Source organism: Erwinia typographi, from assembly GCF_000773975.1.
Lineage (GTDB): Bacteria > Pseudomonadota > Gammaproteobacteria > Enterobacterales > Enterobacteriaceae > Erwinia > Erwinia typographi.
On the sequence record NZ_JRUQ01000039.1, the window covers coordinates 80,402 to 94,880 of the forward strand.

At 56.6% G+C, this 14,479-nt stretch carries 13 protein-coding genes; 4 read left to right on the plus strand and 9 right to left on the minus strand.

The window, feature by feature from the left end:
- Nucleotides 1–9: 9 nt before the first annotated feature.
- Nucleotides 10–531 (plus strand): gamma carbonic anhydrase family protein, encoded by a 522-nt coding sequence (locus NG99_RS13145; protein ID WP_034893412.1) that lies wholly within the window; start codon nucleotides 10–12, stop codon nucleotides 529–531.
- Here NG99_RS13145 and NG99_RS13150 read toward each other — a convergent pair whose 3' ends face one another.
- From NG99_RS13150 to NG99_RS13170, 5 genes are all read right to left on the minus strand, one after another.
- Complete coding sequence (locus tag NG99_RS13150) at nucleotides 532–1,284, minus strand: amino acid ABC transporter permease (protein ID WP_052130697.1); 753 nt, start codon at nucleotides 1,282–1,284, stop codon at nucleotides 532–534.
- A 6-nt stretch (nucleotides 1,285–1,290) separates the two neighbouring features.
- The gene (locus NG99_RS13155; RefSeq protein WP_034893414.1) at nucleotides 1,291–1,992 is read right to left on the minus strand and encodes an amino acid ABC transporter permease; all 702 of its coding nucleotides are present in this window, start codon (nucleotides 1,990–1,992) and stop codon (nucleotides 1,291–1,293) included.
- Between the two features lie 68 nt (nucleotides 1,993–2,060).
- Nucleotides 2,061–2,483 carry a hypothetical protein gene (locus NG99_RS27625; protein WP_157032628.1) on the minus strand — a complete coding sequence of 141 codons (423 nt, stop codon included), beginning with the start codon at nucleotides 2,481–2,483 and terminating at the stop codon, nucleotides 2,061–2,063.
- Nucleotides 2,484–2,500: 17 nt separating this feature from the next.
- Nucleotides 2,501–3,865 (minus strand): acetyl-CoA carboxylase biotin carboxylase subunit, encoded by a 1,365-nt coding sequence (gene accC / locus NG99_RS13165; RefSeq protein ID WP_034893417.1) that lies wholly within the window; start codon nucleotides 3,863–3,865, stop codon nucleotides 2,501–2,503.
- Nucleotides 3,865–4,317, minus strand: a complete 453-nt coding sequence (locus NG99_RS13170) for an acetyl-CoA carboxylase biotin carboxyl carrier protein (RefSeq protein WP_034893420.1) — start codon at nucleotides 4,315–4,317, stop codon at nucleotides 3,865–3,867. Before NG99_RS13170 ends, accC begins: the two co-directional genes overlap by 1 nt.
- Before the next feature lie 243 nt (nucleotides 4,318–4,560).
- Between NG99_RS13170 and nac the strand changes: the two genes are divergently transcribed.
- Complete coding sequence (gene nac, locus NG99_RS13175) at nucleotides 4,561–5,526, plus strand: nitrogen assimilation transcriptional regulator NAC (protein WP_072017594.1); 966 nt, start codon at nucleotides 4,561–4,563, stop codon at nucleotides 5,524–5,526.
- A 32-nt stretch (nucleotides 5,527–5,558) separates the two neighbouring features.
- Here the strand turns inward: nac and NG99_RS13180 are convergent, their stop codons facing one another.
- From NG99_RS13180 to NG99_RS13195, 4 genes are all read right to left on the minus strand, one after another.
- The gene (locus tag NG99_RS13180; RefSeq protein WP_034893422.1) at nucleotides 5,559–5,990 is read right to left on the minus strand and encodes a RidA family protein; all 432 of its coding nucleotides are present in this window, start codon (nucleotides 5,988–5,990) and stop codon (nucleotides 5,559–5,561) included.
- Nucleotides 5,987–7,204: a pyridoxal phosphate-dependent aminotransferase gene (locus NG99_RS13185; RefSeq protein WP_034893425.1), complete on the minus strand. Its 1,218-nt coding sequence runs from the start codon at nucleotides 7,202–7,204 to the stop codon at nucleotides 5,987–5,989. Before NG99_RS13185 ends, NG99_RS13180 begins: the two co-directional genes overlap by 4 nt.
- A gap of 175 nt (nucleotides 7,205–7,379) precedes the next feature.
- A complete protein-coding gene (locus NG99_RS13190) occupies nucleotides 7,380–8,828 on the minus strand; it encodes a heavy metal sensor histidine kinase (RefSeq protein WP_052130699.1) in 1,449 nt (482 codons plus the stop codon).
- The gene (locus tag NG99_RS13195) at nucleotides 8,825–9,535 is read right to left on the minus strand and encodes a heavy metal response regulator transcription factor (protein ID WP_034893428.1); all 711 of its coding nucleotides are present in this window, start codon (nucleotides 9,533–9,535) and stop codon (nucleotides 8,825–8,827) included. Before NG99_RS13195 ends, NG99_RS13190 begins: the two co-directional genes overlap by 4 nt.
- Nucleotides 9,536–9,791: 256 nt before the next feature.
- On the opposite strand from NG99_RS13195, the gene NG99_RS13200 reads away from it, so the two are divergent.
- Together NG99_RS13200 and NG99_RS13205 are read left to right on the plus strand one after the other, a co-directional pair.
- Nucleotides 9,792–11,003: an efflux RND transporter periplasmic adaptor subunit gene (locus NG99_RS13200; RefSeq protein ID WP_034893430.1), complete on the plus strand. Its 1,212-nt coding sequence runs from the start codon at nucleotides 9,792–9,794 to the stop codon at nucleotides 11,001–11,003.
- Nucleotides 10,996–14,172: an efflux RND transporter permease subunit gene (locus tag NG99_RS13205; RefSeq protein WP_034893433.1), complete on the plus strand. Its 3,177-nt coding sequence runs from the start codon at nucleotides 10,996–10,998 to the stop codon at nucleotides 14,170–14,172. Before NG99_RS13200 ends, NG99_RS13205 begins: the two co-directional genes overlap by 8 nt.
- Nucleotides 14,173–14,479: the final 307 nt, after the last annotated feature.

The window sequence follows — 14,479 nt, forward strand, 5'->3', positions numbered from 1 at the left end:
GGAGTTCTCATGATCTACCAGTTAGGTTCTTACCGCGTTGAGATTGACGACAACGCCTGGGTAGCGCCCAGCGCCAGCGTGATCGGCAATGTGAAGCTGTCCGCCGGGTCAAGCGTGTGGTTCAACGCGGTGATTCGCGGAGACAACGACCATATCTTTATCGGCGCCGATGCTAATGTGCAGGATGGCGCTGTTTTGCACGCTGACCCCGGCACGCCTCTAACCGTGGGGCGCGGCGTCACCGTGGGCCACAAGGCCATGCTGCACGGTTGCGAGATTGGCGATTACAGCCTGATTGGCATGAATGCGGTGGTGCTGAACGGGGCCAGAATAGGGCACCACTGCCTGATTGGCGCCAGCAGCCTGGTGACCGAGGGAAAAATCATCCCTGATTATTCTCTGGTGGTGGGGTCGCCCGCCAGGGTCATCCGTACCCTGACAGAACAGCAGTGGCGATCGCTGGAGGAAACCAGCGCTAATTACGTCAGTAATGCGGCAAAATACCGCGAATTACTCTCGCCACAGGGGTAATTACCCCTGTTCACGCACTGATGCGGAACTCATCCGGGCAGCGGCAGCAATATCCCCCTTACTGCGACGCTTGCGTTCAATGCGGTTCTCAAGCGAGCCTGCTATTCGCGTCAGGCCATAGCAAAGAATAAAGTAAGTTATCGCCAGGATGGCGTAGACCTGAAAAGGCTTGGTCAGCAGTTGGTTGTTCACCTGATTAGCGGCAAAGGTCATTTCCTGCAGATTAATAATATAGCCGAGGGTGGTTTCTTTAATGATGCTGATGAACTGGCTGACGATGCTCGGCAGCGAGTTATAAAGCGCCTGAGGGAGAATGATGTACCACAGGTTGCGAAAATACCCCATCCCCAGTGCTCGTGCGGCTTCGCTCTGGCCTTTTGGTATCGCCTCCAATCCTCCCCTGATCACCTCGCTCAGATAGGCGCTCTGATAGAGCACCAGCGTGCAGAGCATGGTGACGAAGGCGCTAATGCTGTGTCCGATCAGCAACGGCACCAGAAAATAGGTCCAGAAAATAAACATGATCAGCGGCACGCCGCGGACTATGTATACCCAACAGGTCAGCGGGTAACGTAGCCAGCGGTAGTGGGAAATGCGCGCGGTAGCCAGCGCAATGCCGACCGGAAAGGCGATCAGTAAGGCCAGTACCGAGAGGATTAAGGTACAGGCCAGGCCGCCGAGCGGACCATGAGGGTACTGACCGATTAAAAACAGTTCCCAGTTGTTGCGTATAATGTCAAAGAAATCAAACATAGTGTGTTATCCCGCGTTTTCAATTCGGTAACGGCGGGCCAGCAAAGCACCTGCCCCCATCATGGCAAGTGAGATCAGCAGATAAACCACCGTCGCAACCAGGTAGACTTCAAAGGTGCGATAGGTGTAGTTCTCGACTTCACGCGTGGCATAGGTCAGCTCGCTCAGGCCAATCGCCATCGCCAGGCTGGTGTTCTTAAACAGGGTGACGGTGTGATTAATCAGGGAAGGCAGGCAGTTACGGATCGCCTGGGGCATGACCACATTATGTACCGCGCGGATATAGCCCATGCCCAGCGCCCGTGACGCTTCCATTTGCCCCTCGGGCACCGCCCTCAGTCCACTGCGCAGGTCTTCAGAGAAGAAGGCGGCTTCACACAAACTCAGCGCGATAACGGCGAAGATAAATTCATAGCCAAAGTCGGCAAGCCATGCCTGCAATGCCTCAGGCAGCAATGAAGGGATTGCGAAATACCACAGCATCAGCTGCACCAGCGTCGGCACATTGCGATGATAAGCAACATAGCCCGCCACCAGGCGACGGCCGAATGCGCTGCCGCTTAAGCGGACGGAGACCAGGATCATCGCCAGCACGATCGCCAGAATCCAGGTGGTCACCGCCAGCTGTAGCGTTGTTTCTAAGCCATGCAGTATCTGCTTACCGTATTCACCCGTGAGAATCGGGCGTAAATCAAAATGCGTGCTCATTGATCATTTCCTGTTGTAAACAGTGATATGACATGGCGGCCGCTGAGCGGCAGCCCACCGACGCTGTATTAAACCGACAGCCCGTCAGGTCCCCTGATGGTGAAGAGGGTCATGCCGTAGCCCACCAGTTCGCCCGTCTTTACCTGAGGTTCACTCAGAATGCCGCTGCCGGTAGCCAGAACGGGCAGGAGTAATGCGTCAACGCGCAGGAATGCCACCATATCCCCCTCATGAACCTCCGTGCCAGCCGCGACGGGGGGCGTGGAGTGAGAGGGATGAAACGGCAGGAACGTGCCGACGTTGAGCGCTTTGACCGCCTGCTGCTGCTGCGTGACGGCGACTGATGCACCGTCCTGCTGGTGAGAGCGGGGGACTGGGCCTGTTGGACGCCGCCGCAGCAACAGATGGCTGTCCGGCAGCGTCAGGGTTAGCTGGGTTAGCTGCGTCTGCTGCATCCAGCCCAGCATGAGTCGCAAATCAGAAATTTCCATCGAGCCTCCGATACAGGTTAAAGGGATTCCGCACGCGCTGATTTTTCAGCCAGCCAGCGTTCGAGATGATGAATATCTACCCCGCCTTGACAAAACTCAGGCTCGATAAGGATTTGCTGGTGCAGGGGAACGGTGGTGGTGATGCCTTCCGCGCGTAGCGTGCTCAACGCCAGGCGCATACGGCTGAGCGCCTCATCGCGATCTGCACCGAAGGTAATTACCTTGGCGATCATCGAATCGTAATAGGGCGATACGCGAAACCCGCTGCTGACATGAGTGTCGACGCGGACGCCGCTGCCTGCTGGCGCCGTCCAGCGGCGGATGATGCCTGGCGCTGGCATGAAGGTGGCAGGGTCTTCCGCGTTGATGCGGCATTCAATGGCGTGGCCGCTACTTTTGATCGCGTCCTGGGTTAATTGCAGTTTTTCACCCCCGGCGACGAGGATCTGCTGCTGAACAATATCGATGCCGGTAGTCATCTCGGTGACGGGATGTTCCACCTGGAGTCGGGTGTTCATTTCAATGAAATAGAACGCGCCATCCTGATAGAGAAATTCAAAGGTGCCGACGCCGCAGTAGCCGATATCCAGGCAGGCCTTAACGCAGCGCTGGCCAATTTCGGCTATCAGCGCCGGATCGATACCCGGCGCGGGCGCTTCTTCCAGCACCTTCTGGTGACGTCGTTGCAGGGAGCAGTCGCGGCTACCGAGCCATAGTGCCTGGCCATGGCTGTCGCAAAGTACCTGAATCTCGACGTGACGCGGATGGCCGAGATATTTTTCGATATAAACCCGATCGTTATTAAAGGCATGACGTGCTTCCTGCTGCGTCAGGCTGATGGCGCTACTGAGCGCCTCGCGATTTTCCACCACGCGCATACCGCGTCCGCCGCCGCCGCCCGCCGCTTTGATCAGCAGCGGGTAGCCAATGGATGAGACTTTTTCAGCCAGCTCATGGTCATCATCGGGCAGCACGCCGTCATAACCCGGAACGCAGGGCATACCTGCGTTTAGCATGGCGTGTCTGGCGGCGATTTTATCTCCCATGGTTCGCAGGCAGTCAGGCGATGGCCCGATGAAGGTTAATCCAGCGGTGGCCACCTGTTCAGCAAACTCAGCGTTCTCGGAGAGGAATCCATAGCCCGGATGAATGGCGTCGGCCTGGGTAGCTCTGGCGGCGAGCAGCAGAGCCGCCGGGTTCATATAGCTGCCTGCTAAAGGCGCAGGACCGATGCATACCGACACATCTGCCAGACGCAAAAATTCGGTGTCCTTATCCGCCTCTGAACAGACCACGACGGTTTCAAGCCCAAGCCCCTGACAGGCACGCAGAACGCGCAAAGCAATTTCGCCACGGTTAGCGATCAGTACGCGCTTAAACATTATTCACCCCCGGCAGCGTCGTCAGCGTTTGCAATGCGGAACAGCGGCTGCTCAGCATCGACGTCTTCGCCGGCATTCACCAGAATCGCCTGGAGCCTGCCGCTGCACTCCGCTTCAAGCGGGTGGAACATTTTCATCGCTTCCAGCAGCCCCAGCGTTTGCCCTTTTTCAACGCGATCGCCAGCTTGTACAAACGGCGGTTTGCCGGGGGCGGGCGTCAAATGGAGCACCCCATAAAACGGGGCACATTGGGTATGGCTGTCGCTAACCTGCGGGAATGGCGCTGACGAGGCTGATAATGCCGTCGCGTCGGGTACAGCTGGTTCTCTCTCACCAGACAGAGAGGTCTCCCTGAGCAGCTCAAGCGTGCAGTCATTCTCACTGAATTTAAGCTCTACCAGGTCGCTGGCTGCCATCAAATCAATCAAGGCCTTAATTCGTTGTTGATCCATATATTTTCTTTCTCCGTTTATACGCAAACTGGGGGAGGGAGTGGATTAGGGTTGAATATATCGCTCCGTAGTGGTGCACGATAAGACACATCCTCTCTGAGGTAATAAACGGTGTTTATAGAAAACTGAATCTGGATTAGAACGTTACCAGAAAAAAGAGCCCTCATTCATAAGAGTGGCATATATCCTGCATCATATCTCTCCATTCGGGTTTTCAACTCTTTGTATTCAGACAAATAAATTATGAATCTTCGACGCCTACAGTATTTTGTCAAAAGCATTGAAATTGGCAGCCTGACCCAGGCGGCAGAAGTTTTATTCGTCGCCCAGCCAGCGTTAAGCCAGCAACTCTCTGTTTTAGAACATGAATTAAAGCAAACGCTGTTAATCCGTAATAAGCGGGGCGTAAAGCCTACGGAAGCGGGGAAAGTCCTTTATCGAAAAGCTCAGCTTATATTACGGCTGTGCGAGCAGGCGCATATGGAGGTGCAGACCGCAGGGCAGAATTTATCCGGCAGCGTCAGCGTCGGTCTTTCACAGTGCACAATAGCCGAACAGCTTGCTATTCCACTGCTCAAAGCGGTGCGGGAAAATTATCCGGGGATTTCACTTAACCTTAATCAGAATTCCGGGGTGCGCCAGAGCGAGCTGGTGATGAATGGCACTATTGATTTGGCGTTGCTGGGAACCAGCCTGTACGGCAGCAATATGCCGCACGGGATTCATTTCACGCCTTTATTAGAAGAAGAGATGTATTTCGTCAGCGACCAGCCGATTGCCTGTGAGAAACAATTGAATTTGCAGGATGTGCTGGATCAAGAGCTGATCTTACCCAACCGCAATCACTTTATCAGAAAAACCGTGGATGATGCCTTTATCAGCCTTGGCAGCACGCCACGGGTGGTGGCGGAAATTTCAACGCATCTGACGCTAAATCAGGCGCTTGATGCAGGCATCGCCTCAACCATCCTGCCTGCCTCCGTGGCTATCCACCTGTGCGATAATTCTCCTCGCCTGCACTGCGCTCGCATCCAGCCGGTGATGGTGACGACGCTCGCGCTGTGTGAGTCTAAGTCGCTGTCGCTGTCGCTTCCGTCTCAGGCGGTGAAGCAGACTTTACTTAATATCCTGGCGGAATATACCCTGAAGCTCCGTATGCGTCACGACCACGGTTCAATGAGGTCATTGCCGATCCCGACGCTGGCATAAAGCGGCGCTGATGCGGCTTCACGTTGCCCTGTTCAGGGCGACGCTTTACCTGCCGCAACCACCAGTTGGATCTCCACCGGCGAGCTGCCCGGCAGCGAGATGACGCCGACCGCCGCACGGGCGCCAATACCCGCGCTGCCGTACCTTTCCAGCAGATAATCCGAGGCATAATCCGCCAGCTGCGCATGTGCCGTGAAGTCGCTGCGGCTGGCAATAAACACGGTCATTGAAAGCACGTCAGCCACGATCTCGTCCGGCATCAGCAGTGAATGCGCCGCCGCTATGGCGTTAGCGCACGCCAGCATCACCGCCTCGCGATACTCTGACAAAGGAACATCGTTAGCTACCGGGCCATGCTGAATCAGTACGCCCTCGCGGCGTGGCGTCATCCCTGCTGTATAGATAATATCGGCATGGCGTTTCGCCGGGCGGTAGTTGCCCTGGGGAAGGGGGATAGTGTTCATTTCCGGTAGCGTCCAATCAGGGTTGCCATTCTTTCTACCGCTTTAATTGCCGCCTGATGATCCTGCGAGAAGTTAAGCCGTACGCTTTGGGTTGCATGAGGGCTGAATTCGGTCCCGGGGGTGACAATGACATTGGCCTGATGGCGTAGAACCCGCACAAAGTCCTCCGACCTCAGACGCAGCTCAGGTAAGCGGGGGAACAGATAGCTGCCAGCCTGCGGGCAGCGGATGGCGACCCCGTCGATGGCGCTAAACGCGTTAATCAGGTCGTCGCGAATGGCCTGGTGCAGGCGAATACGCTCTTCCATCCAGCCCGCGGGTTCGCTAAACCAGCCTTGCAGCACCGACTGACTGTAACCGCCAGCGCGCAGCGAAACGATGGCCTGAAGTTTCTCCATGCGATTGATAATGTGAGCCGATCCGAAAGCGACGCCAAGACGATAGCCACTGAGTGATTCGGTCTTTGACGGTCCCATAATGGTGATCAGATTCTCAGGTATTACCGGCTGCGCGCACAGATGGGTATAGCTTTCGTTGCTGTAGAGCAGGCGGGAATAGAGCTGGTCGACAATCACCGTTACGCCATAGCGCTCTGCAAGTTGGGCGATGATAGCAATCTCTTCGGCAGAATAAACGACGCCGGCGGGGTTGTTGGGATTGGAAAAGACGAACACTTTGGCACCCGCTTTAAAGGCGTCTTCCAGCTGGCTGAGGTCCAGCCCGGCACTTTTGTCGTTCGCCAGATAGTCCATGCTGACCGGCACTATCTCGCCGTCGAAGAACTCCACCAGTTTTCTGTTGGCAAAGTAATCAGGCTGCACGATAGCGACTTTGTCACCCGCAGAGGTGGTGGTGGCGATAGCCAGAAAAAGCGCGCCCTGCGAGCCAGGCGTCAGGATCAGCTGCTGGTGGCTGGCAATCGAGGCGCCGGTAAAATCCCCCAGCCGCACGGCCAGCTTTTCACGGATCTGGCTGTCGCCGCGGTACTCTGTATAAGCGCGCTTGCCGCCAATGTGAACCCCTTCGACAAATCGCTCCAGCGAACCCGGCGTGGGTTCAAATGCATCGACATCGCCATGCGAAAAGTCGACCTGAATGCCGGGTAACGCTTCTCCGAGGGTTAGTGAGGCAAGGCTGCTGTCATTCTGGCGAACCTCCTGGCCTGGCGCATTATCCGTAGCCAGTTTTCTGAATTTATTTTCAAGTGCTGTCATAGGGCCCTCAGCGGCTAAGTGAATAAAATCTGACCGATCGTGCTGTCATAAAAATGTTTGTTTAAGTGATGTAACCAGCGCGTCGTCGAACTTAACTCACCCTCAGTCAGTAAGATAGAAGACAGTCTGTTTGAAGTAATAATCAGAACTTATGGATGGCGGGGCGGGGGCATATTCAGTGCGTTAGTTCACTGATGGCGCCCTGAATGGACTCCGGCGAATGAGGTTCGATCGGTCGATCGGCGAGGAAAGAGGGGGGCGTTAGCGAAAGCAAAAAACCAAAGGTATTGACCCCGTTGGCGCTATTAACAAAGACCTCTCCCCGGTGCATCAGCGCGATAGCTCGTACGATCGACAAGCCCAGCCCGTGATGCATGTCACTGTGTACCCGTGAAGAGTCAACCCGGTAAAAGCGCTCGAACAGCCGCGCCAGATGCTCCGGCGCAATCTCTTCACCGCGATTGGTGACGGCTACCCGGGCAAAGCCGTTTTGCTGCTGTAACTGGATACAGACCGTACTCCCGGCTAAGGCATGGCGGGCACTGTTCTCCAGCAGGTTGGCCAACGCGCGGTGAAACAGGCGTCGATCGACATACGCCCGGATCTCGCCAACGACTTCAATAGTCAGACTGTTTTCAATAAACGAAGGCTCGACATATTCCGCGGTTTTCAACGTTTCTTCGCGAAGCGAGACATCGCTCAGCTCCGTCGCGTACTGGCCTGCCTGAGCATGTGACAGGAACAGCATGTCGTTGACGATAGAGGTCATGCGTTCCAGTTCTTCCAGATTCGACTGCAACAGCTCTTCCAGCTCATGCGCGCTACGTTCTCGCGCCAACCCCAGCTGCGTCTGGCCGATCAGGTTGGTTAGCGGGGTGCGCAGCTCATGGGCGACATCGGCGTTGAAACTCTCCAGTTGGCACCACGCCACTTCCTGCCGCGCCAGAACGCCATTAAAGGAGTCGGCCAGGTTATGGAGTTCCGACGGCAGGGCGGCACTGTCCAGACGCTGGCCGGCATGGCCGGGCACCAGATGGTGCGCCTGCTCACTCAGGCTGACCACCGGGCGCATACCGATGCGCGAAATCAAATAACCCAGCAGGGCGGCCAGCGAGACGGCTAGTAGCGAGATCAGCGCCAGTGCATGGGTAAACTCGCGCAGCGTATCCATATAGGGCGTGGAGTCCATCGCCACCACATAGCGTATGGATGGGCGATCGCCCAGCGCCGGGAGAGTGGAAATCAGAATATAAAGCGGGTAGTCGCCTTGTGGATTGGGCGTGCTGGCGAAGCCGTCCGTTAACGTGGCCAGGTTTTTGCTGGTCGGTGGCGGCGTGCCAATGCGATAGCGCGGATCGCGACTGATAACCCAGTGCTTTACCATTCCCCCTTCGCTGCTGGACATATTGTTGAGCTTTTGTTGTACCATCGGCCAGTCGTGCACGGTGCCTTTACTGGCGATAAACGGCGCGATCAGCGAATGGCGAAAGTGCAGTTCCTTGTGCATCTGATTTTGCAACGAGGTCAGCAGCGAGCCGCGCATCACCATAGCTAACGCCAGCATTAGCAGGGCCATGGTCACGGCAAACATCAGCGCCATACGGGTGGAAATGGATATTTTCATTGGGTGCGGAGCCGCAGGGCGTTATCGTCGTGGGCGCGCGCTTCCAGCACGTACCCCATGCCGCGTACCGTATGCAGCAATTTTAGCGGGTAGGGCGCATCGATCTTGGCGCGCAGCCTTTTAATCGCCACCTCTACCACGTTGGCATCGCTTTCAAAGTTCATGTCCCATACCTGTTCGGCAATCATCATTTTTGACAGGATCTCTCCCTGATGGCGAGCCAGCAGGCTAAGCAGCGCGAACTCTTTGGCGGTCAGATCGATGCGGTCGCCGCCCCGGATCACCCTGCGCGCCAGCAGGTCGACGTGCAGATCGTTAATCTGTAGCTGGGTAACGTCAACGCCGTCGCTGCTGCGGCGACGTAGCAGCGCCTGAATGCGCGCGACCAGTTCGATTAGCGAGAAAGGTTTAGGCAGATAGTCATCCGCGCCGCGCCGCAGCCCTTTAACGCGTTCATCTACCGACCCGCGCGCCGACAGCATCAGTACCGGCGTCTGCTTACTGGCGCGCAGACCTTCCAGCACCGCATAGCCATCTTTACCCGGCAGCATCACGTCGAGGATCACCGCATCGTAGTCCTGCTGTACCGCCAGATGCAGTCCTTCAATACCATCGCTGGCGACGTCAACAGTGTAGCCAAGTTCGCTTAACGCACGGTTAACGTATGACGAGGTTTTCTCTTCATCCTCAACCAACAGTAATCGCATGGCTTCCTCCGTTATTCAGCACCAGTCGTCAATTAATCACGTAATCCGTCGCCGCGCCAGGTAGTTTATGCCAGTTATCAGGTCGCCAGGCTGACGGCTGGCTGACATTTCTGTCAGCCAGCGCTGCCGTTGCTTATAAAGCACCGTAGCTGACACGAATGTTATCTGCCGGTCACGTTGAGGTCAGTTATCCGCTCGTAGAGTAAATCCCATGCCGCTCTCCAGCGCTGTCCAGCATGTAAAAGGAAACCTCTCTATGAACGCCAAAATCGCCTCTCTTTCCGTCGGCGTGATTGTTATCGCTGTCTCTCTCTCCCTGTGGATGGTGATGGCAGCCCGAAAAGCGCCACCGGCAGCGCCACCCCCGGCGCCGCGAGTAGGCGTGGTCACCTTGAAAACTCAGCCTGTAACGTTGACCAGCGAGCTGCCGGGGCGCACCAGCGCCTTTCGTAACGCTGAAGTACGACCGCAGGTGGGGGGGATTGTGCAAAAAAGGTTGTTTAACGAAGGTGACGAGGTAAAAGCGCAACAGCCGCTGTACCAAATTGATCCGGCGCTCTACCAGGCGGAGTATAACCGCCGCAGCGCCGCGCTGGTTCGGGCCAATGCGCAGCTGCGCACGGCAACGCTATTAATGCAGCGTTATCGTCCGCTGGTTGAGAGTCGGGTTATCAGTCGTCAGGCTTATGACGACGCCGTTGCCGCTCAGCAGCAGGCGCAGGCCGATGTTCAGGCTGCCGAGGCTGACCGCGTCACCGCGCGCATCAATCTGGTGTATACCCAAGTGCTGTCGCCAATAGACGGTGTGATTGGTCGCTCAGCCGTAACGGAAGGTGCGCTGGTGACGGCGCAGCAGACTGGCGCGGTGGCGGCGGTACAACAGATTGATCCTATCTATGTGGATATCACACAGTCCAGTGCTCAACTGTTACGGCTGAAAAGCGCGCTGACCAGCGGCGTGTTAACGCCGGGAGAGGACCAGCAATCGGCAGCCGTCACCTTAACGCTGGAGGACGGCACGCATTACGCCCACCCTGGAAAACTGCAGTTTTCCGAGATTTCAGTCGATCGATCCACTGGCTCGGTAGTACTGCGCGCGGTATTTCCAAATCCCCAACGTCTGTTACTGCCGGGTATGTTCGTTCGTGCGCGGCTGATGGACGGCATGGCGGCAGAAAGTGGCCTGCTGGTGCCGCAGCGCGGCGTAACGCGCAACCCGCGCGGGGAGGCGACAGCTCTGGTGGTGGAGTCTACGGGTAAAGTCGCGCTGCGTAAGCTGATCACCGAACGCGCGCTGGGCGATCGCTGGCTGGTATCGGCAGGCCTTGCACCAGGCGATCGGGTCATTGTTGAAGGGGGGCAAATGGTGCGTCCTGGCTCGCAGGTAACCGCAGTGGAGTGGCAACCTTCCCCGGTCACGGTCAGCGTAAAACCGGAAGGTCAGTCTGAGGAGGCAAGCAATGGCTAAATTCTTTATCGAACGGCCGGTTTTTGCCTGGGTTCTGGCGATTATCATGATGCTTTGCGGTCTGCTGGCCATTCTTACCCTGCCGGTGGCGCAGTATCCGGCCATCGCGCCGCCAACCATCAGTATTCAGGTTACTTATCCGGGGGCATCGGCGAAAACGGTGCAGGACACGGTAGTGCAGGTGATTGAGCAGCAGATGAACGGGCTGGACAAGCTGCAATATATTTCCTCCGAGAGCAATTCAGACGGCAGCATGACTATTGCGCTGACCTTTGCGCAGGGCACCAACGCTGATACCGCTCAGGTACAGGTGCAGAACAAGCTGGCGCTGGCCCAGCCGCTGTTGCCGCTGGAAGTACAACAGCAGGGTATCCGCGTAACTAAGGCCTCGACCAGTTTTCTGATGATACTGGCCTTTGTGTCGAATGATGGCAGCATGACCCGCCAGGATTTGGCGGACTACGTTGCCTCCTATGTGCAGGACCCCATCAGCCGCACCAGCGGCGTAGGTGACTTTCAGCTGTTTGGATCGCCTTATGCCATGCGTATCTGGCTAAATCCGGCTGCGCTGGTGAACTACAGCCTGACCGCCAGCGATATCAGCAATGCCATTCAGGAGCAGAATGTTCAGATATCGTCCGGCCAGCTGGGGGAGCAGCCCGCACTGCCGGGGCAGGAGCTGAACGCCACGGTGATTGGCCCCTCGCGTTTGCAGACGCCGGAACAATTCGGCCAGATTCTGCTAAAGGCCAATCCGGACGGCTCGCGAGTCAGGCTGGCGGATGTGGCGCGCATTGAATTGGGGGCGCAGAACTACTCCACCGATAGCTACTATAACGGTGCTGCGGCGGTGGGATTGGGGGTTCGGCTGGCGACCAACGCCAACGCGGTGGAAACGGCAAAAGCGGTGCGCGCCACCCTGGATGAGTTAACGCCGTTCTTCCCACCGGGCATGGAGGTGGTTAATGCCTACGACACCATTCCGTTTATTAGTTTGTCGATTGAGAACGTGGTGCGAACCCTGGTGGAGGCGATCATTCTGGTCTTTGCCGTAATGTACTTGTTCCTGCAAAACCTGCGTGCCACGCTGATCCCGACGCTGGCGGTGCCGGTGGTTCTGCTTGGCACTTTCGGCGTGCTGGCGGTGTTTGGCTACTCGATCAATACCCTGACTATGTTCGGCATGGTTCTGGCGATTGGCTTGCTGGTTGATGACGCTATCGTGGTGGTAGAAAACGTTGAACGAATCATGCATGAAGAGGGGTTATCACCCCGGCAGGCTACCCGCAAATCGATGGAGCAAATCACCGGGGCGCTGGTGGGGATCGCCATGGTGCTGGCGGCAGTGTTTGTGCCGATGGCGTTTTTTGGTGGATCGACCGGCGTTATCTATCGGCAATTTTCCATCACCATCGTCTCCTCAATGGCGCTGTCGGTGATTGTCGCGGTAGTGTTTACCCCGGCTCTGTGCGCCACGCTGCTCAAGCCGGTCAATACTCAACAGCATACGGAGCGTAAAGGCTTCTTTGGCTGGTTTAACCGACGCGTAGCCTGGGCTAATCAACGTTACGCCGCTTCGGTAATGCGAGGGCTCAGCCGTCCGCGCAGGCTGATGGCGATCTATCTGGTCATTGCCATCGCTACCGGGTGGCTGTTCACCCGTATTCCGACCTCGTTCCTGCCGCAGGAGGATCAGGCAATGCTGTTCGCCCAGATTCAGGCGCCAGCGGGCGCGACAGGGGAGCGTACCCGCGACACGCTGCACAGCGCCACTGACTATCTGCTCAGAATGGAAAAAGACAGCGTGCGCTCGGTGTTTGCCATTTCCGGTTTCAATTTTGGCGGTCGGGGGCAGAATGTCGGCACATTGTTTATCCGGCTACGCGACTGGGATCAGCGACAAAATCCTGAGCAGAAGGCCGATGCGCTGGCCGTCCGCCTTAATGGCCAGTTCGCCAGGGAATTCCGTGATACCCGCACCATAGTCGTATCGCCGCCAGCGGTGCGGGAATTGGGTAACGTGTCGGGTTTCAACTTCCAATTAATGGATCGTGGCGGTATCGGTCATGAGCGACTGCTGGACGCGCGTAACCAGTTTCTGGCTGCGGCGGGGCAGAGCCCGATATTAAACAGGGTGCGATCCAACGGTATTGAGGATGCTCCGCAATACGAATTGCTGATTGACCGTGAGAAGGCTCGGGCGCTGGGTGTGTCGATTGGCGAAGTCAACCGCACACTCTCTCTGGCCTGGGGCACCGGCTATGTAAATGATTTTATCGATCGTGGTCGGGTGAAACGGGTATATATGCAGGGCGATGCTCCCTCACGTATGCTGCCACAGGATTTAGAGCAGTGGTTCGTTCGTAATGATAATGGCGATATGGTGCCGTTCTCGGCGTTCGCCAGCGCTAAATGGAGCTACGGCGCGCAAAAGCTCAATCGTTATAATGGTGCGCCGTCGTTTAACCTGCAGGGTGAACCTGCGGAAGGATTCAGCTCAGGCGAGGCGATGGCGGAAATGGAACGCATTGCCGGCACTATGCCGCCCGGCGTAGGGTTTGACTGGACCGGTCTGTCGTTTGAGGAGCGGTTATCCGGTGCCCAGGCCCCGGCGCTGTATGCTATCTCGCTGATTGTGGTGTTTCTCTGCCTCGCGGCGCTGTATGAGAGCTGGAGTATCCCCAGTGCGGTAATGCTGGTGGTGCCGCTGGGAGTGGTCGGCGCGGTGACGGCCACTTTGCTGCGCGGGCTGTCTAACGACGTCTATTTTCAGGTAGGACTGTTGACCACCATCGGGCTGGCAGCGAAAAACGCCATTCTGATCGTTGAGTTCGCCAGAGCGCACTTCGAAGCCGGAGCCAGTCCGGTAGAGGCAGTGGTTCATGCCGCCAGGCAGCGACTGCGGCCCATTCTGATGACTTCGCTGGCGTTTATTCTCGGCGTGGTACCGTTAGTGGTAGCCAGCGGGGCAGGCTCCGGCAGCCAGAACGCCATTGGCACTGGGGTCATTGGCGGTATGCTGACCAGCACTTTCCTGGCGATTTTCTTTGTACCGGCGTTCTTTGTCATCATGCTCCGGCTGTTTCGGGTACGACGCCTCAGTGAACGGCTGAAAGAGGAAGAAGCCGCAGAAACCAGCGCCACGCCCCAGGAAGGGGCATCATCATGAAGCCGTTGCTTTCGTCAGGACACTGAGCGGTAGTGCACTGACGCCGGGTTATTAGCGGGCCAATATTTCCCGTGGCACGCTATCCAACAGTCATTCTCTTATCAAAATATCCCCCTTGTTGAGGGGGATTTATCCTGCCGGACTTCTGGTGCTAAAGGAAGCCGAATTTAAACCCGGGGCATTTCTCTCTTCGATTGTGAGTTTATTAAATACTCCAGCTTCTCTTTGGAATACCCTTTTTTTACTGAGTGAAACGAGGAGGATTATTTCTGATTGTTTTTACCATCTGGTAAAATAAACGCCATGG

Bases quoted from the DNA above. Each gene is read 5' to 3' on its own strand.
- NG99_RS13155 (WP_034893414.1), bottom strand. From the start codon at position 1,992: ATGAGCACGCATTTTGATTTACGCCCGATTCTCACGGGTGAATACGGT.
- NG99_RS13150 (WP_052130697.1), bottom strand. From the start codon at position 1,284: ATGTTTGATTTCTTTGACATTATACGCAACAACTGGGAACTGTTTTTA.
- accC (WP_034893417.1), bottom strand. From the start codon at position 3,865: ATGTTTAAGCGCGTACTGATCGCTAACCGTGGCGAAATTGCTTTGCGC.
- NG99_RS13145 (WP_034893412.1), top strand. From the start codon at position 10: ATGATCTACCAGTTAGGTTCTTACCGCGTTGAGATTGACGACAACGCC.
- NG99_RS13180 (WP_034893422.1), bottom strand. From the start codon at position 5,990: ATGAACACTATCCCCCTTCCCCAGGGCAACTACCGCCCGGCGAAACGC.
- NG99_RS13195 (WP_034893428.1), bottom strand. From the start codon at position 9,535: ATGCGATTACTGTTGGTTGAGGATGAAGAGAAAACCTCGTCATACGTT.
- NG99_RS13190 (WP_052130699.1), bottom strand. From the start codon at position 8,828: ATGAAAATATCCATTTCCACCCGTATGGCGCTGATGTTTGCCGTGACC.
- NG99_RS13185 (WP_034893425.1), bottom strand. From the start codon at position 7,204: ATGACAGCACTTGAAAATAAATTCAGAAAACTGGCTACGGATAATGCG.
- NG99_RS13205 (WP_034893433.1), top strand. From the start codon at position 10,996: ATGGCTAAATTCTTTATCGAACGGCCGGTTTTTGCCTGGGTTCTGGCG.
- nac (WP_072017594.1), top strand. From the start codon at position 4,561: ATGAATCTTCGACGCCTACAGTATTTTGTCAAAAGCATTGAAATTGGC.
- NG99_RS27625 (WP_157032628.1), bottom strand. From the start codon at position 2,483: ATGGAAATTTCTGATTTGCGACTCATGCTGGGCTGGATGCAGCAGACG.
- NG99_RS13200 (WP_034893430.1), top strand. From the start codon at position 9,792: ATGAACGCCAAAATCGCCTCTCTTTCCGTCGGCGTGATTGTTATCGCT.
- NG99_RS13170 (WP_034893420.1), bottom strand. From the start codon at position 4,317: ATGGATCAACAACGAATTAAGGCCTTGATTGATTTGATGGCAGCCAGC.